This is a genomic window from Paenibacillus sp. EKM212P (assembly GCF_011066115.1).
Taxonomy (GTDB): Bacteria; Bacillota; Bacilli; order Paenibacillales; family Paenibacillaceae; genus Paenibacillus; species Paenibacillus polymyxa_B.
The window spans coordinates 192,465-214,551 of the sequence record NZ_JAAMNR010000008.1; the positions used below are offsets into that span (position 1 = coordinate 192,465).

Below are 22,087 nucleotides of genomic sequence, written 5' to 3' on the forward strand. Positions count from 1 at the left end.
AAACAACCTTTTTGGGGTGAATTCCTTGTTGCTGTAATATAAGCACTAAGAAAACGCTTTATTTTCTCAGTCTACAACTTAATTTCCTTTGAACAAAAAAAGAACCTCCACAGAGGTTCTCTTTATCCTTTATATCGCTGCTACAGCAAGGCTTTTGCCGCAATGTCCGTACGGTTTTGTTTACCTTCAAAGGTAATACGATCCGCCTGTTCGTAAGCTTTGTTCCGTGCCCCGGCAATATCACGTCCCAAGCCGACCACACCTAATACACGTCCGCCGTTCGTTACCCACTCGCCCTGTTCGTTGATGCCCGTTCCAGCATGGAACACGATAGCTTCGTCTACCTGTTCCAATCCGTGGATAGGTACACCTTTAGCGTAAGCTCCAGGATAACCTCCAGATGCCAGCACCACACATACCGCCGCTTCATCCTTCCACTCGATCTCCACCTGATCCAGCGTGCCATTTATAGCAGCAAGAAAAATATCGAGCAGATCGGATTTTAAACGAGGCAGAACCACTTGAGTTTCCGGATCACCGAAACGTGCATTAAACTCAATGGTCTTTGGCTTGCCATCCGGCGAAATCATCAATCCGGCAAATAATACACCTCGGAACGGGCGCCCTTCAGCAACCATGGCCTTGGCCGTCGGCTTGATGATCGTCTCAATTGCTTCCTCAATAATAGAATTGGCTATGTGAGGCAACGGAGAATACGTACCCATGCCACCTGTATTCGGCCCTTTGTCACCATCAAAAATGGGCTTGTGGTCTTGGGCCGCGGCCATCGGACGAACCGTTTCACCGTCGACAAAGGAGAGAATCGACATTTCCTGACCAGCCAGAAACTCCTCGATCACGACCTGTGCCCCGGCTTCACCAAACACCTTGGTCACCATTATGTCGGAGAGAGCCTTTTCCGCTTCCTCCATCGAGTAAGCGACCGTTACCCCTTTGCCTGCCGCGAGTCCGTCTGCCTTAATGACAACCGGAATCGGTTGTTCCTTCAAGTATGCATGTGCTTCCTCGTAAGTATAAAACTTGCGATAGGTTGCTGTCGGAATATGATATTTATGAAGCAAATCCTTCATGAAGATCTTGCTACCTTCAATTTCCGCTGCATTTTTACGCGGTCCGAATACTGGAATGCCTTTCGCTTCAAAAGCATCCACAATACCATCTGCCAGCGGATCATCGGGACCAACCACGACAAGTCCTACCCTTTTGGATTCCGCCAGCTCTGTCAGCGCGTCAAAGTCACTCACCGGAATCGGCACGCACTCCGCTAACTGTCCGATACCAGCATTGCCTGGTGCGCAATAGATCTGCCCGGCCTTGGGGCTTTTCTTCAGCGCCCACACAATTGCATGTTCGCGGCCGCCCCCTCCGATAACCAAAATATCCATTCAGGTGTTTCCTCCCGCTCCCATTAAGATTGTTCAGGTGAACATGCTGCTGCATCCTCAACTCATACAAGTTAGTGCTTGAAATGACGTACGCCCGTAAAGACCATGGCAATGCCGTATTCGTTAGCAACCTTGATGGATTCTTCGTCCTTGATGGAGCCGCCCGGCTGAATAACTGCCGTAATGCCTGCTTTAGCTGCCAGCTCCAGCGTATCGCCCATCGGGAAGTATGCATCGGATGCCAGGACCGCACCCTTTGCTTTTTCTCCAGCCTGTTCAATGGCAATCTTGGCCGCTCCGACACGGTTCATTTGTCCTGCGCCTACGCCAATGGTCATATTATCTGCCGCCAGTACGATGGCGTTGGATTTCACATGCTTAACCACTTTCCAGCTAAACAAAAGCTGTTTCAGTTCTTCCGCGGACGGCGCACGCTCGGTTACAACTGTAAGTGCATCCGGGTCTAAAGCATGAATGTCATTTTGCTGAACGACCATGCCACCTTCAATAGAAGTCACAACGAAACGGCTCTCCGGCTGTTCAGACGGGGACATCTCACCCATATCAAGCAAACGGATATTTTTCTTTTTGGTTAAAATTTCCATCGCTTCTTTCGTAAAGCCCGGTGCCAGTACAATTTCCAAAAAGATTTCGCTCAGTTTTTTGGCTGTATCACCGTCAATAATTCGGTTAGCCGCTACAATGCCGCCAAAAATGGAGGTTGGATCAGCCGCATACGCCTTGCTGTACGCTTCATAAATACTTCCGCCAATTCCCACACCACAAGGATTCATATGCTTAACTGCTACTACGGTAGGTTCGCTGAATTCTTTGACGATTTGCAAAGCGGCATTAGCATCATTGATGTTATTGTAAGACAACTCTTTGCCGTGAAGTTGTTTCGCTGTTGTTAGTGTACCCTTTGCCGCCAATGGCTCACGGTAAAATGCCGCCTGCTGATGCGGATTTTCGCCATAACGCAAGTCCTGAATTTTTTCATAGGTTACAGTGTAACGCTCAGGCAACGGCTCGCCTGTCACATTCGACAAATAATCGGATATCAAAGCGTCGTATGACGCCGTATGACGGAAAACTTTTGCGGCCAAACGCTTACGGGTATTCAGTTCCGTATCGCCATCCTTACGGATTTCCTCCAACACTGTGCTATAGTCATCAGCATCGACTACTACACTTACAAAAGCATGATTTTTTGCCGCAGAACGAAGCATCGTTGGACCGCCGATGTCGATATTTTCAATCGCGTCCTCATAAGTTACACCGGGTTTGGCGATCGTTTCCGCAAAAGGATACAGATTCACAACGACCAGATCAATATAACCCAATCCAAGTTCTTTCATCTGACGCTGATGCTCTTCATTATCCCGAACAGCCAGCAAGCCGCTGTGTACTGCAGGGTGGAGTGTTTTAACACGTCCATCCATAATTTCAGGAAAACCCGTTACCTCTGAAATGCCGATGACGGGAATGCCCTCCTTCGACAACAAGCTGCTCGTTCCCCCTGTCGAAACGATCTCCACACCCAATTTGGACAACTCGCGGCAAAATTCCACGATCCCCCGCTTATCCGATACGCTGACGAGCGCTCTTTTAATACTCACCCTGTCTCCTCCTTTAGCTCTTTCAGAATTTTGCAAAATTCTCTTTTATCATTTTATTTCCCGAGAAATATCGGAAAATGCCTGTACAGCATCCTTGATATGACAATGATATGACAAATTACAATCATTCTTAGAGAAGTGAAATCACTTTGCGACCATTTAATTGAATTTTACCTTGGGCCAATTTTCCAACTACCTCTGGATATAGCTGACGTTCCACGGATTGAATGGCTGCGGATAAGGATTCCGCTGTATCATGGTCGTCAACTTCCACGACACGCTGGGCAATAATGGCTCCCGTGTCCATGCCCCCGTCCACAAAATGAACGGTGACGCCACTTACCTTGACCCCATAGGTCAATGCCTGTCCAACAGCATCTTTCCCTGGAAATGCCGGAAGTAGTGACGGATGAATATTAATAATTTTTCCTGCGTAGGCATCGACCATGACGCTGGATAGCAAACGCATGTAGCCAGCTAACACGATGAGATCAATCGATTTCTGCTCCAGTAAAGCCACCAATTCACGCTCATAGTCTTCTCGAGAAGGATATTCCTTGGGTCGAAAAGTATGGCACGCAATTCCTGCTTTCTGTGCCCTAGCTACGGCAGGAGCCGCAGGCTTGTCACAGATGAGCAATTCTACCGAGGCGCCGCCCAGTTCTCCTCGCGCAGCCGCATCCACCAATGACTGAAAATTCGTCCCTTCGCCTGATGCAAAAACAGCAATCCGGTACTCGTTCATTACACCTCTGCTCCCGTAAAGGTCACGATAGAACTGCCTTCCGTTACTTTTCCGATCACATATGCGGCTTCGCCCTGTTCCTTCAGAACTTCCAGTGCAGTCTGTGCATGCTCTTCACCTACAACGATTACCATCCCAATTCCCATATTAAAGGTTGTGAACATGTCTTTGTTGGAGATTGCGCCTTTTTCCTGCATGAGCTGGAAGATCGGGAGAATCGGCCAAGTGCCGTATTCTATATCCACATTGACGTGATCCGGTAACACTCTAGGGATATTTTCAATAAAACCGCCACCTGTGATATGCGCCATGCCTTTTACTTTTACCTTGTCCAACAATGCCAAAACGGATTTCACGTAAATTTTCGTCGGCTCCAGCAGTACATCGCCCAGTTTGCCGTTCAAGCCTTCGATTTCATCGTGCAAATTATAGCCCTGCTGTTCCAATAATAGCTTGCGCACCAGTGAGAAGCCGTTACTGTGAACTCCACTGGAGGCCAGACCGATCACTGTGTCTCCGGGAGCAATGGAGCTGCCGTTGATAATTTTGCTTTTATCTACAATGCCGACAGTGAATCCGGCAATATCATATTCACCCTCGCTGTACATGCCTGGCATTTCTGCGGTTTCGCCGCCGACCAGCGCACAACCCGATTGGTGACAGCCCTCTGCTATTCCAGCGACTATAGCTTCAATTTTCTCGGGCACAACCTTGTCACAAGCGAGGTAATCCAGAAAAAAGAGTGGCTCCGCTCCCCCGACGACAATGTCGTTTACACACATCGCAACCGCGTCAATACCAATGGTGTCATGACGATCCATTGCGAAAGCAAGCTTCAGCTTCGTGCCGACACCATCGGTACCGGAAACGAGTACAGGCTCCTCATACTTATCCTTATTCAGGCCGAACAATGCACCGAATCCGCCCAAGTCCGTCAGCACTTCGGGACGGAAGGTACGTTTAACGTGCTTTTTCATCCGTTCTACTGCTTCATTACCGGCAGCGATATCTACCCCTGCGTTTTTGTATGCTTCGGACATTCATGAACACTCCTTCAAATGATTGACCCTCCTAAGTCCTCCCTAATAGGGAGGATTCCATGGGGCTGCTCCCCCTGGACCCCTCAAGAATTGGTCAGATGTGTAAGGTTGGGTGCTGCTTGGTGGTTGGTTCGTGCTGTGAGTCGCGTGTTGTCCTTTGTGAATTGCGGGTCATTCCCGCAATTCACAAAGACACGCTTTGGTGCGTGGCCGCCTTCACGGCGGCGGGCACGTCCCGGTCTGTTTGCTTCGCAAAGGCGGGGACGTGCCGGGCAAGAAGTGAACGGCGCCTACGAGCGGCTCGCTTCTTTGCCCTTTGAGGCAGGCAGCTTCGCCTTGCCTGCTGTTGAGCTTCGCTGGCTCAACCTTATAAGAGCAGGGTGACTTTTTATGAGTCACCGCTCCGTTAAAAACTCATGGCATGAAATAGTTATGCCATGAGTTTTTAACGACCTTACCTATCCTCTTCCCGGTGGGAACCAAAGAGGTACAGGCACTGCTGCAAAATGCTGCACATCTGAGGAACGGAGCGGGTGGAAGGATTCTGGAGAAGCGAAGCGTTCGCCTTTGCCGCTGGATTCCAACCCTCTAAGGGGTTATTCCAATCCAGGAATCCAGCGGCAACAGCGATCGGAAGAACCTTCCACACGCGGAGTGCCCCCTCAGAACCACCATCACTTGCTCATGCACCTCTTTTGTTCCCTTTTCTCAACAACTACATCCGAACTTTTCTTCACCTTTGAAATCTACCTGAGTCGGGTAATCATTATCGAAACAGGCTAGGCACAAGCCGCCTTTGTAATCCTGTTCGTTATATCCACCTACAGCGGCAATCAAACCTTCGGCGCTCATAAAGTAAAGCGAATCGGCGTTAATTTCCTCACGAATTTCCTCGACGGTTTTGGATGAAGCAATCAGCTCCCGGCGATCCGGCGTATCAATACCATAGAAGCACGGGTTTTTGAAAGGCGGCGAGGTAATACGTACATGTACCTCCAACGCGCCCGCATCACGCAGCATATTCACGATTCGGCGGGATGTAGTGCCCCGGACGATAGAATCGTCGATCATAATGACTCGTTTACCTTCAACAACACGTCGTACAGCGCTCAGCTTCATTTTCACACCCTGCTCGCGTAGCTCCTGACTCGGCTGAATGAAGGTACGTCCAGTGTATTTATTTTTAATCATACCCAGCTCATAAGGAATACCTGTCTGTTCAGCATAACCAATCGCAGCCGAAATACTGGAATCCGGCACTCCTGTCACCAGATCCGCATCGACAAAAGCTTCCAGCGCCATCTGGCTACCCATTCTCTTGCGCGCAGCATGAAGATTGGAACCATTCAAATCACTGTCAGGACGGGCAAAATAAATATATTCCATCGCGCACAGTGCTTTACGATGCTTGCCTTCACTGTAACGGTCTTCGTGCAGACCATTTTTGTCCAACACCAACAGTTCACCCGGCTCGATATCGCGCAACAGCTCTGCCCCAATCGTTTCCAAAGCACAGGTTTCAGAAGCAAACAAATATGCATCACCTAATCTGCCCATCGTCAACGGACGCAAGCCATTGGGATCAGAGGCGACCAGCAATTTATCGTTGGTCATAATCAGAAAGGCAAATCCGCCGACAATACGCTTCAATGCATCTTTCGCGGCCTCCACTAAATCCTTGGATGATCGTGCGATCAAATGCGCCACTACTTCTGTATCGCTGGTCGTTTGAAAAATAGACCCGCCCTGCTCCAGCTCATGCCGGATTTGCAAAGCATTCACAATATTCCCGTTCGTAGCTACCGCTAGATCGCCATCACGATACTTGAACACCAAAGGCTGTGCATTCGTTAGCTTACTGTCTCCACTTGTCGAGTAGCGCACATGTCCTATGGCAATATCGCCTGTCAGCGAAGCCATCAAATCTTTATTGAATACTTCTTTTACAAGCCCCATTCCACGATGATAATGGAACTCGTCGCCACTGCTCACACAGATGCCTGCACTTTCCTCCCCGCGATGCTGGAGTGCATGCAATCCGTAATATGCTAGGGAAGCGGCATCGGAGTGCCTATACACTCCAAACACGCCGCATTCCTCTTTTAATTTATCAAACAGCCCCTCTTTACCAGAGCCTTCATTATAATAATCTCCAGTCCACAACGTCCGTGCTGTTATTTCATCAGACATGGAATGACATCCTCCCAGATTTGCTTCAAACTGGCGACTGCCTCATTCAAAGCGGGTTGTCCGTTCACCTCAACTGTCAATTGTGATCCTTCAACTTTTCCTAATACAGTAACTGGCACTTCCAAACCACGCAGATGTGCTTCCAGAGCAGACGCTTTATCCGGCGATGCAGATAACAAAATCCGGGATTGGCTTTCGCTAAACAAAGCATGGTCAGGACGCAAAGTCGTTTCTACGTTGACCTGTGCTCCCAATCCGCTGCTAATCCCAGATTCCGCAAGCGCTACAGCCAATCCTCCCTCTGCCAAATCATGCGCAGATTGTACCAATCCGCCCTGAATCGCTCCCAGTACCGCAGTCAGCAGTCTTTTCTCTACGTTCAAATCCAGCTCAGGCGGGCGTCCCTCGGATACACCGTGTACGACAGCTTGGAACTCACTGCCTCCCAGCTCGGCCTTCGTGTCCCCCACCAGGAAAATCACATCGCCTTCGGCTTTGAAGCCTTGTGTCGTAATATGATCTGTATCATGTACCAAACCTACCATACCGACAACAGGCGTCGGATAGATGGAGCCTTTAGCATTTTCATTGTACAAGCTGACATTGCCCCCGATGACAGGTGTATCCAGTACACGGCAAGCTTCTGCCATACCGTCCACGGCTTTTTCCATTTGCCAGAAAATATCTGGCTTTTCAGGGTTACCGAAGTTCAGGTTATCCGTAATTGCCAACGGCTCGCCGCCGGAGCATACAATGTTACGCGCTGCTTCGCTGACTGCAATCCGTCCGCCTACCTCTGGATCAAGGTATACATAACGTCCGTTACAATCTGTCGTCATGGCGAGTCCCTTACGAGTTCCGCGCACAGTCACAACAGCTGCATCCGATCCCGGACGAACGGCTGTACTCGTGCGAACCATGTAGTCATACTGCTCGTATACCCATTTCTTACTGGCTACACTTGGTGATGACAGCACCTTTTTCAACGCACCGTTCAAATCCGTCACTTCTGCATAACGAAGTGTGTCAATAGCAGCATTTTGCTCATAATAAGCAGGGACTTCGGAAGGCTTGTCATAAATCGGACACTCGTCAACCAGCGCCGTCACTGGCATATCTCCGACCACTTCATTGTGATGGAACAAACGCAAACGACCGTCATCCGTCACTTTACCGACCTTTGCACAAATAACACCCCAGCGCTCGAAAATTTCCAGTGCCTGTGCTTCATCCTTAGGCTCTACTACGAACAGCATCCGTTCCTGTGATTCGGACAGCATCATTTCATAAGGTGTCATGCCCTCTTCACGCTGCGGTACCTGATCCAGATACAGCTCCAGACCGTTGCCAGCCTTACTCGCCATCTCCGCGCTGGAGCAGGTAAGTCCCGCGGCACCCATATCCTGAATACCCAGCACAATACCGCTGTCGATCAATTCCAGACATGATTCCATAACCAGCTTCTCCATAAAAGGATCGCCTACTTGAACCGCAGTCCGGTTCGCTTCAGATTCCTCTGTCAGCTCAACCGATGCGAATGTCGCTCCGTGAATCCCATCACGACCTGTCGGCGGTCCCACGTAGAACACCGGGTTACCGACCCCTTTAGCAACACCACGCTGGATTTTATCATGGTCAATCAGTCCGACACACATTGCATTGACGAGCGGATTGCCTTCGTAGCTTTCATCAAATACAACCTCGCCACCTACAGTCGGAATACCGATACAGTTCCCGTATCCCGCAATACCAGATACCACATGCTCGAACAAATATTTCACACGGTCGCTCTCCAGCTTGCCAAAACGCAGAGAGTTCAACACCGCAACTGGTCTTGCACCCATGGAGAAAATATCACGGATGATACCGCCTACCCCAGTCGCTGCCCCTTGAAAAGGCTCCACAGCGGATGGATGGTTATGACTTTCGATTTTAAATACAACCGCTTGGTTGTCACCAATATCTACAATGCCTGCACCCTCGCCGGGTCCCATCAGAACTCGCGGACCGCTCGTTGGAAAACGACGCAGCAACGGCTTGGAGTTTTTGTAAGCACAATGCTCTGACCACATGACACTGAACACGCCTATCTCCGTATAATTCGGCTGACGCCCCATGAATTCACAGATCAACGCATATTCGCTGTCCGACACACCCATCTGCTGATACAGTTTATGTTCGGCAACTTGTTCTGCCGTTGGTTCCTTAGCGGACACTTGCTGCGCCATGTCGATCCCTCCAAGCGTTCAAAATAGATGTAAACATACGTTTGCCGTCATCCGTCCCGAGCAGTGCGTCCACCGCGCGTTCCGGGTGGGGCATCATGCCCAGCACATTACCTTGCTCATTACAAATCCCTGCAATATCCGTCACGGAACCATTAGGATTATCTTTATACTTAAATACAATCTGATTGTTCGCCTGCAAACGAGCCAGCGTCTCATCATCACAGTAATAGTTGCCTTCACCGTGGGCGATCGGAATAATGATCTCTTCACCAGCAGCATAATCTCTTGTAAAAGGTGTTTGGTTATTCGCAACCTGCAACACCGTATCCCGGCATAGGAATTTCATCGACAGATTACGGCGTAAAGCCCCTGGCAACAACCCGGCTTCGGTCAGAATTTGAAATCCGTTGCAAATCCCTAAAATATATTTGCCCTCGGCAGCCGCTTTGGCAACTTCCTTCATCACCGGAGCAAACCGGGAAATCGCACCGCAACGCAGGTAATCCCCGTAGGAGAAGCCTCCTGGAACAAGAATACAATCATAAGGCGACAAATCCGTCGCAGTATGCCAAACATAATCGACAGGTTCACCGACCGTGTCCTCTACCGCCTTATAGCAGTCAATATCACAGTTGGAGCCCGGAAAAACCAGAACTGCAAATTTCATGGAATCAGCCCTCCAGTTCGTAGCGGTAGTCTTCAATGACCGTGTTGGCCAATAGCTTTTCGCACATCTCAATGATGCGCTTTTCAGCACTCTCGCGGTCTGTTGTATCCAGATTCAATTCCATATACTTACCAATTCTGACGCTGTCCACTTCTCCGAAACCCATAGAATGTAGTGCGCCTTGCACCGCAACCCCCTGCGGGTCCAAAACGCTTTGCTTAATCGTGACATAGACTGTTGCTTTCATCATGTTCCTTCAGTTCCTCCTCCGAATGAGTGAATCCTATTGGTTGAATTATGATTACTATTTACTGTGCCGTCAGACGCCGCCAAATATCCGTATATCTTGCAGTTGTTTCTTCTACGACCTCAGCAGGCAATGGATCGGGCTTGCTATTCTTGTCCCAACCGGATGATGCCAAATAGCTTCGTACCGGCTCCTTGTCCATGCTGTCAATCTCAACATCCAGCTCATACTTTTCCTGCGCCCAAAAACGGGATGAATCTGGAGTGAAAATTTCGTCAATCAAAATCACCTTACCGTTAACAAGACCAAACTCAAACTTGCAATCGGCTAAAATAATCCCCCGCTTCTCGCAGAAAGCACGTGCAAATTCGTACAACGCCAAGCTCTTTTCCTCAAGCTCACCTGTTAGTTCAACCCCGACCAGTTCTTTCATTTGGTGAAGGGAGATGTCCTCGTCGTGTCCAACATCATTTTTTGCAGCCGGTGTAAATAATGGCTTGGGAAAGCGCTCGTTTTTACGCAGCCCCTCTGGCAATGGAATGCCGTTCACCTCACCGTTCTGCTCATACTGACGCCAGCCGCCTCCGGTAATATATCCGCGCACCACACACTCAATGTCGATGCGTTCAGCCTTCAGCGTGACCATGATCCGGTCCTTCAGCAACTCTTTATTCTGTTCGTCGATCACATGCCCGAGCTTGTTCACATCAGTGTGCACGACATGGTTTTCCAACAAGTCTTTCGTCTGCTCAAACCAGAAAGCGCTGAGCTTATTCAGCACATTCCCCTTTTCGGGCACGGGTGGCTCTAACACATAATCAAAAGCCGAAATTCGGTCTGTCACCACAATCAGAAAATGCTCTCCGAGATCATACAGTTCACGCACCTTGCCTTTATACAAGAGCGGCGCATGGATCAGACCTTCGGCAGTAGACAATGACATTTCATTACACCTCTTCCAAAAGAGTATTCCCCCTCCTAAATCAACCTTGCCCCTCCTAAATCCTCCCCTCAGGGAGGACCCCCAGGGCTGCTGCCCTCGGGACTCCCGCAAGGGTTGGCTAGTGAGCAGGGGATGGCGGGTTACTGGAGCTACGGTGGAGTGAGCGCGTTCCGCTGGATGAAGGCTTGTTTGCACAAGCTTTCATCCAGCAACGCTTTTACGTTAGTACAGATCGACGTTTTTACGTATTAACAATGTATTAACGCTCCCGACTCTAAGCGACAAGTTTTATGCCGCTTACAGCTCGACCGTGGTTCAGCGTCTACATACCGCCAAACCATTCGGCCCGTGGCCGTAGCACGGCATGCCGTGCAGCGAGCATTGGGCTTTGCCCTGTTGTGCGCATGTGCTACGCTGCGCACGGATACGGTGGCTCAAGGCTTCGCTTCTTGAGCCTGCGCGTTCTCGGGAGGGCAGCGGGCTGTTTGCTACGCAAATTCGGCAGCCCTCACGAGAACGTTGCCTGCGATAGAAAGCAGTGGAACACGCTTTTCCATCGCCTTTGGGGAGGTGCGGCATCTTATGTGCCGCACCTTCCCTAGTTCTGCTCCCTCACGAAGGTTGGTGCTGGGTGCAGCGGAGCGGACGGAATCGTTCTGGAGAAGCGTCAGCGCTTGCCTTTGCCTCTGGATTCCAACCAATATCTGGTCTTATACAATCACAGGAATCCAGGGGCAACAGCAATCGGAAGAATGATCCGTTCGCGCAGCGGCCTCACCACGCAGCAACCTTCCCTCCTACTCCCCTAATCCCAGCTTTTTGAAGATCGTATCCACGTTCTTCAGATGCCAGGCTGGGTTGAACGCATCCTCGATTTCGTCTGCGCTGAGCACGGCAGTAATTTCCGGAGTTGCCTCGACGATTTCGCGGAATTGGCGTTGCTCTTCCCACGCCTGCATAGCACGCGGCTGCACGGTATCGTAGGCTTTTTCACGACTAAAGCCTTTGTCGATCAACTTCGTCATAATACGGCCGGAGAATGGTACACCATACGTACGTGCCATATTGCGCTTCATATTTTCAGGGAAGACCGTCAGATTTTTTACGATATTGCCAAAACGGTTCAGCATGTAGTTCAACAGCATTGTTGCATCTGGCAGGATAATACGTTCCACAGAAGAATGCGAGATGTCGCGTTCATGCCACAGGGTTACGTTTTCATACGCAGATACCATATGCCCACGAATCACGCGTGCCAGGCCAGAGATGTTTTCACTGCCGATCGGATTGCGTTTATGCGGCATCGCAGAAGAACCTTTTTGACCTTTGGCAAAAGCTTCTTCCACCTCACGGAACTCACTCTTTTGCAAAGCACGGACTTCTGTAGCAAATTTGTCCAACGATGTGGCGATCAACGCTAATGTTGCCATGTATTCGGCATGACGGTCGCGCTGAAGCGTCTGTGTAGAAATTGGTGCAGGCTTGGTGCCCAGCTTGCGGCATACAAATTCTTCTACGGCCGGGTCAATGTTGGCATATGTCCCAACTGCACCGGACATTTTACCGTATTGTACTTGGTCAGCCGCAAAACGAAAGCGTTCCAGATTGCGCTTCATTTCCTCGTACCACAATCCCATCTTCAGTCCAAACGTTGTTGGCTCAGCATGTACTCCGTGTGTACGTCCCATCATCGGTGTGTGCTTGTAAGCCAATGCCTTTTCCTTCAAAATTTCAATAAAATTCAAGATATCGCGCTCCAGGATTTCATTCGCCTGCTTTAACAGGTAGCCCAGTGCCGTATCAACTACGTCTGTGGAGGTCAAGCCATAATGTACCCATTTGCGCTCGTCTCCAAGACTTTCGGACACCGTGCGGGTAAAAGCAATGACATCATGTCTTGTCTCCTGCTCAATTTCATAGATCCGTTCAATATCAAAACTTGCATTCTTACGCAGAGCCACAGTATCCTCTTTTGGGATAACCCCTAATTCCGCCCAAGCTTCACAGGCACACAGCTCTACTTCCAGCCACGCTTTAAATTTATTTTCTTCCGTCCAAATCGCTCTCATTTCCGGTCTGCTATAGCGTTCGATCATGACTATTTATTCCCCCAAATATTGGTTTGTTCAATCCATTCCAGCGCTTGTTCCGCATCCTGGCACAATAGATTAATATGTCCCATCTTTCGGCCTGGCTTGGCTTCACTTTTTCCATACAAATGCAGCTTGGGTACAACATCCAATCTTTCAGCTTCAACATCCGATTGCGCAAACCGCCGAACCACATCCTCCAAATGCTCACCTAGCACATTGACCATCACGACGGAAGTCAGCAGCTTCGTGCTGCCCAAGGGTAAACCGCAAATCGCACGTATGTGCTGCTCGAATTGCGACGTCGCGCATCCCTCCATCGTGTAATGACCGGAATTATGCGGTCGTGGTGCTAACTCATTAACGTACAATTGTCCGTCTTCGGTGACAAACATCTCCACAGCTAGCAGTCCCACCGCACCCAGCGACTCAGCCACAGCCAGCGCCAACTTGCGTGCTTCCTCCTGGACAGGCTCTGGCACACGTGCAGGCACAATTGACGTGTGCAAAATATTGTTCACGTGAATGTTTTCGGCAGGTGGAAAGGCTTTGGCTTCACCGTTCGTGCTGCGAGCTACAATCACCGAGATTTCGCAGCGAAAACGAATGAACTGTTCCAATACCAGTTCCGCATCGCCTCCTGTCAGTTGTTCGTAGGCAGCCCTGGCTTGCTCTGGTTGGCGAATGACCACTTGTCCCTTTCCATCATAACCACCGACTGCTGTCTTGAGCACACACGGTACACCCAGTTCAGCTACCGCTTGAACCATATCCGCAAGACTGCTGATTTCACGATACGGAGCGACAGGGACACCAGCAGCTTCAATAGAACGCTTTTCTCTCAGACGGTGTTGTGTTGTGTACAAAAGACTGCTGCCTTGCGGCACACTGGATTCCTTTTCCAAAAGTGCAGCCACACCTGCGTCCACATTTTCAAACTCATACGTGATCACATCGCACCGCTCAGCCAGCTCTCTGGCCGCATGCTCATCATCATAGGCAGCGCGGATTTGTTCAGATACCTGCCCACAGGGGCTATCCGGTACAGGGTCCAGTGTCACAAAGCGATATCCTAGATTGGTTCCGGCCAGTACAAGCATTCTTCCTAATTGCCCGCCTCCTAAAAGTCCAATCGTTGTACCAGGAGGTCGGATACGGCCTGCGGGTTCACTTGCCCCATTCATAGCGAGTCACTGCCTTCCAGCACCTCATCACGAATACGGTCGCGTCTCGCCAAAACCCGCTGGCTTATCTTTTCGTCAAAAGCGCCTAATATTTGTGCTGCCAGCAGCCCTGCATTTGTAGCGCCTGCCTTACCAATTGCCACAGTGGCAACCGGAATACCACCCGGCATCTGCACAATGGAGAGCAGGGAGTCCAGACCGTTCAGAGCCTTCGACTGAACAGGCACACCAATGACCGGCAATGCTGTCTTCGCAGCCACCATTCCTGGCAGATGCGCAGCCCCACCCGCTCCAGCAATAATGACCTTTAGTCCACGCCCAGCGGCCTCTTCTGCAAAACGAAACATTAAATCCGGTGTACGATGGGCTGAAACTACTTTTTTCTCATATCCGATTTCAAGCTCGTCCAGCACAGCACATGCATGCTGCATGGTGTTCCAGTCTGATGTGCTGCCCATAATGACAGCGACCTGCACTGACATGTCCTTCACTCCCTGTTTATCAATAAGCGCCAAAAATCCGGCACTCGAAAATAAAGTTATTTTCAAGACACCGGACTACGAAAAAACAAACGACAGAGCCTCTTAAAGGCATGCAAAAGCAAGCCTCTTCCACCGCATCCAATGCGGCTTCAGCCGTATGTCTCCCGTAGTCCGGAAATTTAAGGTTTCCAGGTAGAAACTTCCGGGCCATATCCCCGGCATTATACGAGTTAGCATTGTGCCTATTCCATCCCAATCGATATTCTTTACAAGTATGATCGTGGTTTGTTTCGGCTCAAACATGTGTACCTTATTAAATTGCACCTTAAGTTCATTTTTTATCGACAATACACTTCCTAGTTTAACAATTCCCTACACCTTATGTCAACTTGAAAACGAACATTAGAATAATCATACAATAGAATGTTCGTGTTTAGTGAAATCAGTACCCTTATATACCCACAGGTCAGGACTATTGTATTATATTTAGCTATCGCTCCCCTCCCCTGATAACAGCGACCGCAACGCATCCCACTGAAAAAAATAAAAGTCGGCACTCCCTATACAGGCAGTAAACCGACTTTTACTTTTTTATTCAGTTATTTTACGACCAGCACAGGAATACGCGCATGCTGCACCACATTGTGACTTACGCTTCCCAATACAAATTCACGGATACCACCTAAACCTCGGCTGCCGATCACAATCGCATCGAAGCCATTCTCATTGGCATAATCCAAAATGACTTCAGCTGGAGAACCTTGAATCAGTTCCACCTTGGCATCTACACCCTGCTCAGCAAGTCGTTTTTTAACTTCATCCGTAGTTTGTTCGGCCAAATCGTAATATTCTTTATTTATTGAAGCCGGAATTGGAGCCAAACCTTCGCCCATAAAGATCCGAGGAAAATCGAATGCCGTTACCACCTCAAGCTTCGAGGACGGTGATGACTTGACCAATTCAGCCGCCTTTAACAAAGCCTTGTTGGATGCATCCGAACCATCATAAGCAAGCAATACTTTTGAAAATATCATAATATGCACCTCTTCCTCATTCAGTTTATTGATTCAAAGCCTGAAATATGTATTCCTGTGGTTGTTCATTCCATGTCACCGGATGGCTGGAATAGTCTTCTCACTCATCATTAAACTTCCCTATGAGAACCTAAACTCCTCCCTTTACCGTAAAAAATACCCATACAGCAATGCGTTCATGAATAGCAACGCAGGAATACCTAGTCTGAAGCTCATATGCCGTGTTTTATGGCGTTTACGGTACATGGCAATTAGAACGCCTAATGCTCCCCCGATCAGGGCCAGGAAAAACAACGTCCGTTCAGGTACACGATCGCGATGTTTACGTGCTCTCTTTTTATCCTCCGACATTACCAGATAGCCTACTGCATTGATAAACAGCAGCCATACCAACAAGCCTGTCTGCAATGTCTCTCCTCCTTTTGCACACCGTACCAAGTTCAGGTATTAGGCCTTATATAGCGCTCTCCCCCTCATTATAACCCCACCCCTTTTACAGAAACAACGCCTCTTCTGACTTGGATAGCGCTTTTGCGGAAATAGTAAGGTGGCATAAGGGCGATCCCCGAGTGCATCTATTTCGTCTTAAAGGAGGAACTGCGATGGAAAGCACCCATGAATACGTTGAAAAGCTGCGAGAAAATGCAAAAAAGGCAGAACGCAACCGTAAACGAGGAAAAGGAACTCCCAGCGCCAGCTTGCCGACAAAACAGCATTCTAACAATCCTTGATCAACGAATCTGCATTAAGCTGTATAGCCGCGTTATTAACCTAAAGTATCAACTTAACCCTGCAGCCTTTTATGCGAATTGATTACAGGGTAAAATCTGTTGTTTAGCTTCCACAATAACAGCAAGCAGACTCCTTATGAGATATCTGCTTGTTGTTTTGTTTTGCAAATGTCTTTTTTGAAATCGATTACATTTATAATAAATAAGTTCTAAAGTCATATTTCCTAACATAAGTGTTGACTAAAAGCAATTTTACACCCTATAATTCGTGATATTAACGTAATTCGACAAAATATTTGTCAGTTAATCTATCATTTATATTTGAGGTTTAAGATTGGAGAGGAGCTTTATATGACTAATATGAAAAAAATGACGATGATTCCCCTGTTGGCTAGCTTTATTCTCGGTAGTACTTTATGGAGTGGTGGATTTACCGCCAACGCTGCGGCTGCGGCAGCAGCTACAACCAGCACAACTGCACCTGCTTCTACCACTACAACGTCGGACAAATCCGAAAATCCTCAAACCAATCATTTACCCAATATTAAAATACTTGCCACAGGAGGGACCATCGCAGGATCATCTTCCGTCAATACGGATACAACCGGCTACAAAGCAGGCGCGTTGGGTGTGGAAACTCTGATCAATGCCGTTCCTGAGATGAAAAGTATTGCAAATGTCAGTGGTGAGCAAGTTGTTAATGTAGGTAGCCCCGACGTTAATAATGAGATCCTCTTAAAACTTGCCAAACGTACCAATGAACTGCTTGCCAGAGACGATGTAGATGGCATTGTCATTACACATGGTACAGATACATTAGAAGAAACAGCTTATTTCCTCAATCTTGTTATCAAAAGCGATAAGCCAGTAGTTGTCGTTGGCTCTATGCGTCCAGCTACTGCCATCAGTGCTGATGGTCCCTTCAACCTTTATAATGCAGTGAAAGTCGCCGGGGCTTCGGCCTCTAAAGGTCAGGGTGTACTCGTCCTGTTGAACGACCGTATCGGTGCAGCAAGATACATCACCAAAACGAACACAACAGCAGTTGATACGTTCAAGTCTGTGGAGCAGGGATACCTTGGAGCTGTTGTGGGCGATCAAGTGTACTACTACAACAAATCCACACACAAGCATACGACTTCTTCTGTATTCGACATCTCTAACCTGACTCAACTGCCACAAGTAGATATTTTATACGAATATCAAAACAATGGTCGTTATCTGTATGATGCAGCCGTAACAGCTGGTGCCAAGGGTATTGTCGTAGCTGGTTCCGGTAATGGTTCCTTGTCCAAGACCTCCTCAGAAGGCGCAGAGGCCGCAGGTAAAAAAGGAGTGATCATTGCCCGCTCCAGCCGCGTGGGAAGTGGAGTGGTGTCCCCGTCAACAAAAGACGCGGCATCGAACTTTGTATCGACCGATTCGCTTAATCCGCAAAAAGCACGGATTTTGCTCATGCTTGCTTTGACCCAAACACACGATGTTAACCAAATTCAATCCTTTTTCAATGAATACTAAAAGTAGTTATCCCAAATCAAATAAATCAACATTCTATTATGAAAAAGAAGCAGCGATTACGGTTGACCACCGTAACTGCTGCTTCTTTTTTTGCGAGACTGGTCTAGCATCAGTAACTACTTCATCTGACGTCCAATCGTCTTGGTTCTATACAGTAATTCGTTGTCCCTCCCACGCAGCATCAAGACTGCTGTTTGGGAATCCCATTCAAGCTTGGAGGATATTTCGCTTGCTTCTCTGGATGAGCAGCAATTTCCTCCTCCAGTATGCTTGATTTATTTTGCTGATTATTGATTTTAAGCGGTTTATGTTTGGGCATAAATACTCACCTCCTCGGCTTACCATGCCAAGGAGTGATCGTTTTTATACCGACGTATACCTGCTGATTATGTGACTGTAGAACTTTTGGTCATCCGTTATTTGCCCTGCTTTTGTTCCATCGCTGCTTTAAGCAAATCACCCAAACTGGAGCCAAAAGATTCCTGCTTTTCAAATTGTCTTACTAGCTTTTGCTGTTCCCGTTTGTTTACCCGTTGCTTGTCCTTATCCAACGTCTCGGTAATGCCACAGGGCAGGCATCTTACATACAATCCTGCTTTGCCCTCTTTCATTTCCATTTTCTTATGACACTGCGGGCAACGTCGATTGGACAAACGTTTTTCCCCTGAACGACGGTAACCGCAATCCGCACTTGGACATACAAGGAACTTGCCTTTCTTGCCCTTCTTCTCCAATAGCTTTGTACCACAATCTGGGCAATGACTATTCGTCACATTATGAGGCTTGTACTCCGCACTGCTATTTTTCACAGTGGAAACCAGCTCTTTCGCCATAGCACGAATAGAATTCAAAAACGGTTCCGGTTGTCCTTGACCACGAGCAATCCGTTCTAGCTCCGCTTCCCAACGTGCCGTCAATTCGGGCGTTCGAAGCTGTGGAGCCGCCAGATCAATCAATTGTTTACCTTTCCCGGTTGGATGCATCACGTTCCCCTGACGCTCAATCGTATCCGAGCTGACAAGCTTCTCAATCAAATCCGCACGGGTAGCAGGAGTACCCAGTCCATGCTTTTCCATTTGAGCGAGGAGGGCTGCTTCTGTATACCGCTTCGGCGGCATCGTTCGCCTAGCTCGTACAAGACAACGCTGTAACCGGACGGAATCTCCTTTTTGCAGCTCAGGTAAAATAACGCCTCGTCCATTGTTTTCCCGATCCTCTGCTTCTTCATCATCCATATCATAATGGTTCGCGTCATATACAGCACGCCATCCGCTATCTTTTACCGTTGTGCCTTTTACCTGAAACGTCTCCTGCTCCACCGTTACTGATACGGCTACAGCATCATAACGTGCAGGTGGATAGAATAGACTGATAAAACGTCGTGCAATCAGATCATACAGCTTACGTTCCTCTGGGCTCAACTGATTAAGCAATAATGTCTGCTCAGTAGGAATAATCGCATGATGATCCGTGACTTTACTGTCATCCACAATTCGCTTTGTGATTGGTAAGTTGTTACGCAATAGCGGACGTGCCAAGGAAGCATACGGACCTACTGCTACACTACTGAGCCTTTCCTTAAGTGTGTCCACCATATCGGATGTCAGATAACGGCTGTCTGTACGTGGATACGTCACCAGCTTATGCTGCTCATACAGACGCTGAAGCAGATTAGACGTCTGTTTAGCCGAAAAGCCATAGCGCTGATTAGCATCTCTTTGCAGCTCCGTTAAATCATACGCCAGCGGGTGAGGCTCGTTCTTTTCGCTCTTTTTAACACTCGCAACTGTGCCTTTGGCCCCCTCAAGTCTTCGGCGCAAAGCCTCTGCTTGAGTGCGGTCAAACATGCGTGAATCCCCGCTTTCTGCCCGCCAAGTTGCCTGAAAATCGCCAAAATCCACCGTCAGAGTATCATATTCCTGAGAACGGAACTCGGTAATTTCCTTCTCACGCTCCATAATCATCCCCAGCGTTGGTGTCTGCACTCTTCCAGCTGAAAGTTGGGCGTTATAACGACAAGTCAACGCGCGAGTTACATTGAGACCAATCATCCAGTCTGCTTCAGCTCTGCAGCGAGCCGATTCATATAAACGATCAAACTGCTGACCAGGCAATAGCTTTGCGAAACCTGCCTTAATCGCCTTGTCCGTCTGCGAGGAGATCCATAAGCGCCGGAAGGGCTTTTTCCAGTTTGCCATTTGGATGATCCAGCGTGCCAACAATTCACCTTCACGAGCAGCATCTGTTGCCACGATAAGCTCTCCAATGTCCTGCCGCTTCATGAGCTGCTGCACAGCTTTGAACTGGTGATTACTTTCGCGCAGCACCTTTAACTTTGAACTCTTCGGAAGAATAGGCAGGTCCTCCAAATTCCAGGTCGCATACTTAGAATCGTAATCCTCCGGCTCTGCTAAGCCGACCAAATGTCCCAGTGCCCACGTCACCACGTACTGGGGTCCTTCTATATAACTTTTATGCTTCCCGCGGCTACCCATCACACGTGCAATCTCTCTGGCCACGGACGGTTTTTCTGCCAATACCAGTACCTTCATGTTACGCTCCTTTCTCTCATAGTGTTAATTATACCATCCTGCCAACTTACGATAAATTCTAATGCCAACGGCTCTTATTAACATGATCGTACATACTAGTGCTATTGCTTCTACATGGGTTAGGATAACTTACAAATCAGGCACACTCCATTTTAATAGCAGACCCGCATAGGTGAGGCCTCCCCCAAATCCATATAACAACACATGTTGTCCATACCGTAAACGTCCATCATCCAAACCACACTGCAAAGCCAACGGGATGGATGCCGCCGATGTGTTACCATACAATTCTACGCTTGTCAGCGTTTTTTCCAAAGGTACTGTACTTCTTTCACATATGGACTCGATCATTCTCAAATTAGCGCTATGAGGTACAAACCAGTCAAGATCCTCCTTCTTCATATTTGCCTTATCCAATAATCGTTCTATTCCCGTTGGAACAGAGCGAACAGCCCATTTATAAACCTCACGTCCATTTTGAGCAATAAATCCATGGTCTTGCAGCTTCTCTCCATCCAAATGATCAGATAATCCCACACGGTAAAGATGTGCTCCCCCTTGCCCATAGGTACCTATATCTGAAGTTAAAAATGATCCTTCATCCTCGTCATATTCTACAAGTGCAACCCCTGCACCATCTCCAAAAAGTATACACGTCGTCCGATCCGTATAATCTGTAATTTTGGACAACGTTTCGGCTCCCACTACCAGCACCTTACGATGCAGACCACTCGTAATAAGGCCATTTGCCAAATGAAGTCCATAGGAAAAACCTGCACATGCTGCACTAATATCTATTGACCCTGTGTTTGGAATATCAAAATGAGCCTGAATACGTGAAGCCGTGCTTGGAAAGTAGTAATCAGGTGTACTCGTCGCTACAATAATCATCTCAACATCGTTTATATTTACGTCATACAGGTTAATCATACGAGTAATAGCTTGTATACATAAATCAGATACATATTGATCTTCAGCCGCAATGCGTCTTTCATGCATACCCGTTCTCTGTACAATCCACTCGTTACTCGTATCCACAAGCTTCTCCAAGTCAGCGTTCGTCAAAATCCGTTCAGGTACATAAGTGCCAAAGGCGGTAAGCTTAGCTTTTGAATTCAACAATCTGATCACTCTCCTTTGTAATCCTTATTCATATTATAACACCAGATACTAATACCTGGTACTAAATTATTTTAAAACCGTCTTCTTATTTATTAGTTAATATCCACTTATCCAGTTGAACTTATAACAAACTCACTTTAAATAAAATCCCAGTGCCTTATAACGCAAAAAAGAGACCAAGATCTTCAGAAGATCTTGGTCTCTTTTACTTGTTGCTTGGCGACGTCCTACTCTCCCAGGACCCTGCGGTCCAAGTACCATCGGCGCTGGAGGGCTTAACGGTCGTGTT

Annotated in this window: 23 protein-coding genes, 1 rRNA gene and 1 riboswitch; of the genes, 5 read left to right on the forward strand and 19 right to left on the reverse strand. The window is 48.2% G+C overall.

Going from position 1 to position 22,087, the window contains the following annotated elements; translation table 11 throughout:
* Positions 1-140: 140 nt before the first annotated feature.
* The 4 genes from purD to purM form a co-directional block, all read right to left on the reverse strand.
* The gene (gene purD / locus G9G54_RS21215; protein WP_165179500.1) at positions 141-1,406 is read right to left on the reverse strand and encodes a phosphoribosylamine--glycine ligase; all 1,266 of its coding nucleotides are present in this window, start codon (positions 1,404-1,406) and stop codon (positions 141-143) included.
* Between the two features lie 71 nt (positions 1,407-1,477).
* Positions 1,478-3,025 (reverse strand): bifunctional phosphoribosylaminoimidazolecarboxamide formyltransferase/IMP cyclohydrolase, encoded by a 1,548-nt coding sequence (purH, locus tag G9G54_RS21220; RefSeq protein ID WP_165179501.1) that lies wholly within the window; start codon positions 3,023-3,025, stop codon positions 1,478-1,480.
* Positions 3,026-3,155: 130 nt separating this feature from the next.
* The gene (purN, locus tag G9G54_RS21225) at positions 3,156-3,770 is read right to left on the reverse strand and encodes a phosphoribosylglycinamide formyltransferase (RefSeq protein ID WP_069012413.1); all 615 of its coding nucleotides are present in this window, start codon (positions 3,768-3,770) and stop codon (positions 3,156-3,158) included.
* Entirely contained in the window at positions 3,770-4,810 is a 1,041-nt protein-coding gene (purM, locus tag G9G54_RS21230) for a phosphoribosylformylglycinamidine cyclo-ligase (RefSeq protein ID WP_165179502.1), read from the reverse strand. Before purM ends, purN begins: the two co-directional genes overlap by 1 nt.
* Before the next feature lie 90 nt (positions 4,811-4,900).
* Here purM and G9G54_RS21235 point away from each other — a divergent pair, with 90 nt between their 5' ends.
* Complete coding sequence (locus tag G9G54_RS21235; RefSeq protein ID WP_238808303.1) at positions 4,901-5,194, forward strand: hypothetical protein; 294 nt, start codon at positions 4,901-4,903, stop codon at positions 5,192-5,194.
* Between the two features lie 70 nt (positions 5,195-5,264).
* Here the strand turns inward: G9G54_RS21235 and G9G54_RS21240 are convergent, their stop codons facing one another.
* From G9G54_RS21240 to G9G54_RS21265, 6 genes are read right to left on the reverse strand one after another with little or no spacing between them, the layout of a single operon-like run.
* Positions 5,265-5,459, reverse strand: coding sequence for a hypothetical protein (locus G9G54_RS21240; RefSeq protein ID WP_165179504.1), 195 nt, complete (start codon positions 5,457-5,459; stop codon positions 5,265-5,267).
* A 59-nt stretch (positions 5,460-5,518) separates the two neighbouring features.
* The gene (purF, locus tag G9G54_RS21245; RefSeq protein WP_023987052.1) at positions 5,519-7,000 is read right to left on the reverse strand and encodes an amidophosphoribosyltransferase; all 1,482 of its coding nucleotides are present in this window, start codon (positions 6,998-7,000) and stop codon (positions 5,519-5,521) included.
* On the reverse strand, positions 6,985-9,228 hold the full coding sequence (purL, locus tag G9G54_RS21250; protein ID WP_165179505.1) for a phosphoribosylformylglycinamidine synthase subunit PurL: 2,244 nt from the start codon (positions 9,226-9,228) through the stop codon (positions 6,985-6,987). The genes purF and purL overlap by 16 nt, the downstream gene beginning before the upstream one ends.
* A complete protein-coding gene (gene purQ / locus G9G54_RS21255) occupies positions 9,206-9,895 on the reverse strand; it encodes a phosphoribosylformylglycinamidine synthase subunit PurQ (RefSeq protein WP_165179506.1) in 690 nt (229 codons plus the stop codon). Before purQ ends, purL begins: the two co-directional genes overlap by 23 nt.
* Before the next feature lie 4 nt (positions 9,896-9,899).
* The gene (gene purS, locus G9G54_RS21260; protein WP_013308797.1) at positions 9,900-10,145 is read right to left on the reverse strand and encodes a phosphoribosylformylglycinamidine synthase subunit PurS; all 246 of its coding nucleotides are present in this window, start codon (positions 10,143-10,145) and stop codon (positions 9,900-9,902) included.
* Positions 10,146-10,203: 58 nt separating this feature from the next.
* The gene (locus G9G54_RS21265; protein WP_025719826.1) at positions 10,204-11,085 is read right to left on the reverse strand and encodes a phosphoribosylaminoimidazolesuccinocarboxamide synthase; all 882 of its coding nucleotides are present in this window, start codon (positions 11,083-11,085) and stop codon (positions 10,204-10,206) included.
* Positions 11,086-11,199: 114 nt separating this feature from the next.
* Here G9G54_RS21265 and G9G54_RS21270 point away from each other — a divergent pair, with 114 nt between their 5' ends.
* Positions 11,200-11,337: a hypothetical protein gene (locus G9G54_RS21270; protein ID WP_165179507.1), complete on the forward strand. Its 138-nt coding sequence runs from the start codon at positions 11,200-11,202 to the stop codon at positions 11,335-11,337.
* A gap of 330 nt (positions 11,338-11,667) precedes the next feature.
* Complete coding sequence (locus G9G54_RS25830) at positions 11,668-11,841, forward strand: hypothetical protein (RefSeq protein ID WP_238808305.1); 174 nt, start codon at positions 11,668-11,670, stop codon at positions 11,839-11,841.
* A gap of 41 nt (positions 11,842-11,882) precedes the next feature.
* On the opposite strand, the gene purB is transcribed toward G9G54_RS25830, so the two are convergent.
* The 5 genes from purB to G9G54_RS21295 all read right to left on the reverse strand — a co-directional run bounded on the left by purB (position 11,883) and on the right by G9G54_RS21295 (position 16,283).
* A complete protein-coding gene (gene purB / locus G9G54_RS21275; protein WP_013308794.1) occupies positions 11,883-13,181 on the reverse strand; it encodes an adenylosuccinate lyase in 1,299 nt (432 codons plus the stop codon).
* Positions 13,182-13,183: 2 nt separating this feature from the next.
* Complete coding sequence (gene purK / locus G9G54_RS21280; protein ID WP_165179508.1) at positions 13,184-14,359, reverse strand: 5-(carboxyamino)imidazole ribonucleotide synthase; 1,176 nt, start codon at positions 14,357-14,359, stop codon at positions 13,184-13,186.
* Positions 14,356-14,841 (reverse strand): 5-(carboxyamino)imidazole ribonucleotide mutase, encoded by a 486-nt coding sequence (gene purE, locus G9G54_RS21285; protein ID WP_165179509.1) that lies wholly within the window; start codon positions 14,839-14,841, stop codon positions 14,356-14,358. The genes purK and purE overlap by 4 nt, the downstream gene beginning before the upstream one ends.
* 147 nt (positions 14,842-14,988) lie before the next feature.
* Positions 14,989-15,090: riboswitch (purine riboswitch) on the reverse strand.
* A 350-nt stretch (positions 15,091-15,440) separates the two neighbouring features.
* Complete coding sequence (locus G9G54_RS21290) at positions 15,441-15,875, reverse strand: universal stress protein (RefSeq protein ID WP_165179510.1); 435 nt, start codon at positions 15,873-15,875, stop codon at positions 15,441-15,443.
* A 144-nt stretch (positions 15,876-16,019) separates the two neighbouring features.
* Complete coding sequence (locus G9G54_RS21295; RefSeq protein ID WP_025719814.1) at positions 16,020-16,283, reverse strand: DUF1294 domain-containing protein; 264 nt, start codon at positions 16,281-16,283, stop codon at positions 16,020-16,022.
* Between the two features lie 194 nt (positions 16,284-16,477).
* On the opposite strand from G9G54_RS21295, the gene G9G54_RS21300 reads away from it, so the two are divergent.
* Both G9G54_RS21300 and G9G54_RS21305 read left to right on the forward strand, forming a co-directional pair.
* On the forward strand, positions 16,478-16,606 hold the full coding sequence (locus tag G9G54_RS21300) for a DUF4023 family protein (protein WP_081112528.1): 129 nt from the start codon (positions 16,478-16,480) through the stop codon (positions 16,604-16,606).
* 351 nt (positions 16,607-16,957) lie between these two features.
* A complete protein-coding gene (locus G9G54_RS21305; protein WP_165179511.1) occupies positions 16,958-18,124 on the forward strand; it encodes a type II asparaginase in 1,167 nt (388 codons plus the stop codon).
* A gap of 181 nt (positions 18,125-18,305) precedes the next feature.
* Here the strand turns inward: G9G54_RS21305 and G9G54_RS21310 are convergent, their stop codons facing one another.
* The 4 genes from G9G54_RS21310 to rrf all read right to left on the reverse strand — a co-directional run.
* The gene (locus tag G9G54_RS21310) at positions 18,306-18,443 is read right to left on the reverse strand and encodes a hypothetical protein (protein ID WP_016819760.1); all 138 of its coding nucleotides are present in this window, start codon (positions 18,441-18,443) and stop codon (positions 18,306-18,308) included.
* Positions 18,444-18,540: 97 nt separating this feature from the next.
* Positions 18,541-20,676, reverse strand: a complete 2,136-nt coding sequence (locus G9G54_RS21315; protein ID WP_165179512.1) for a DNA topoisomerase III — start codon at positions 20,674-20,676, stop codon at positions 18,541-18,543.
* A 129-nt stretch (positions 20,677-20,805) separates the two neighbouring features.
* Positions 20,806-21,798: a ketoacyl-ACP synthase III gene (locus G9G54_RS21320; RefSeq protein WP_165179513.1), complete on the reverse strand. Its 993-nt coding sequence runs from the start codon at positions 21,796-21,798 to the stop codon at positions 20,806-20,808.
* A gap of 214 nt (positions 21,799-22,012) precedes the next feature.
* A 5S ribosomal RNA gene (gene rrf / locus G9G54_RS26270) occupies positions 22,013-22,087 on the reverse strand; the annotation flags it as partial.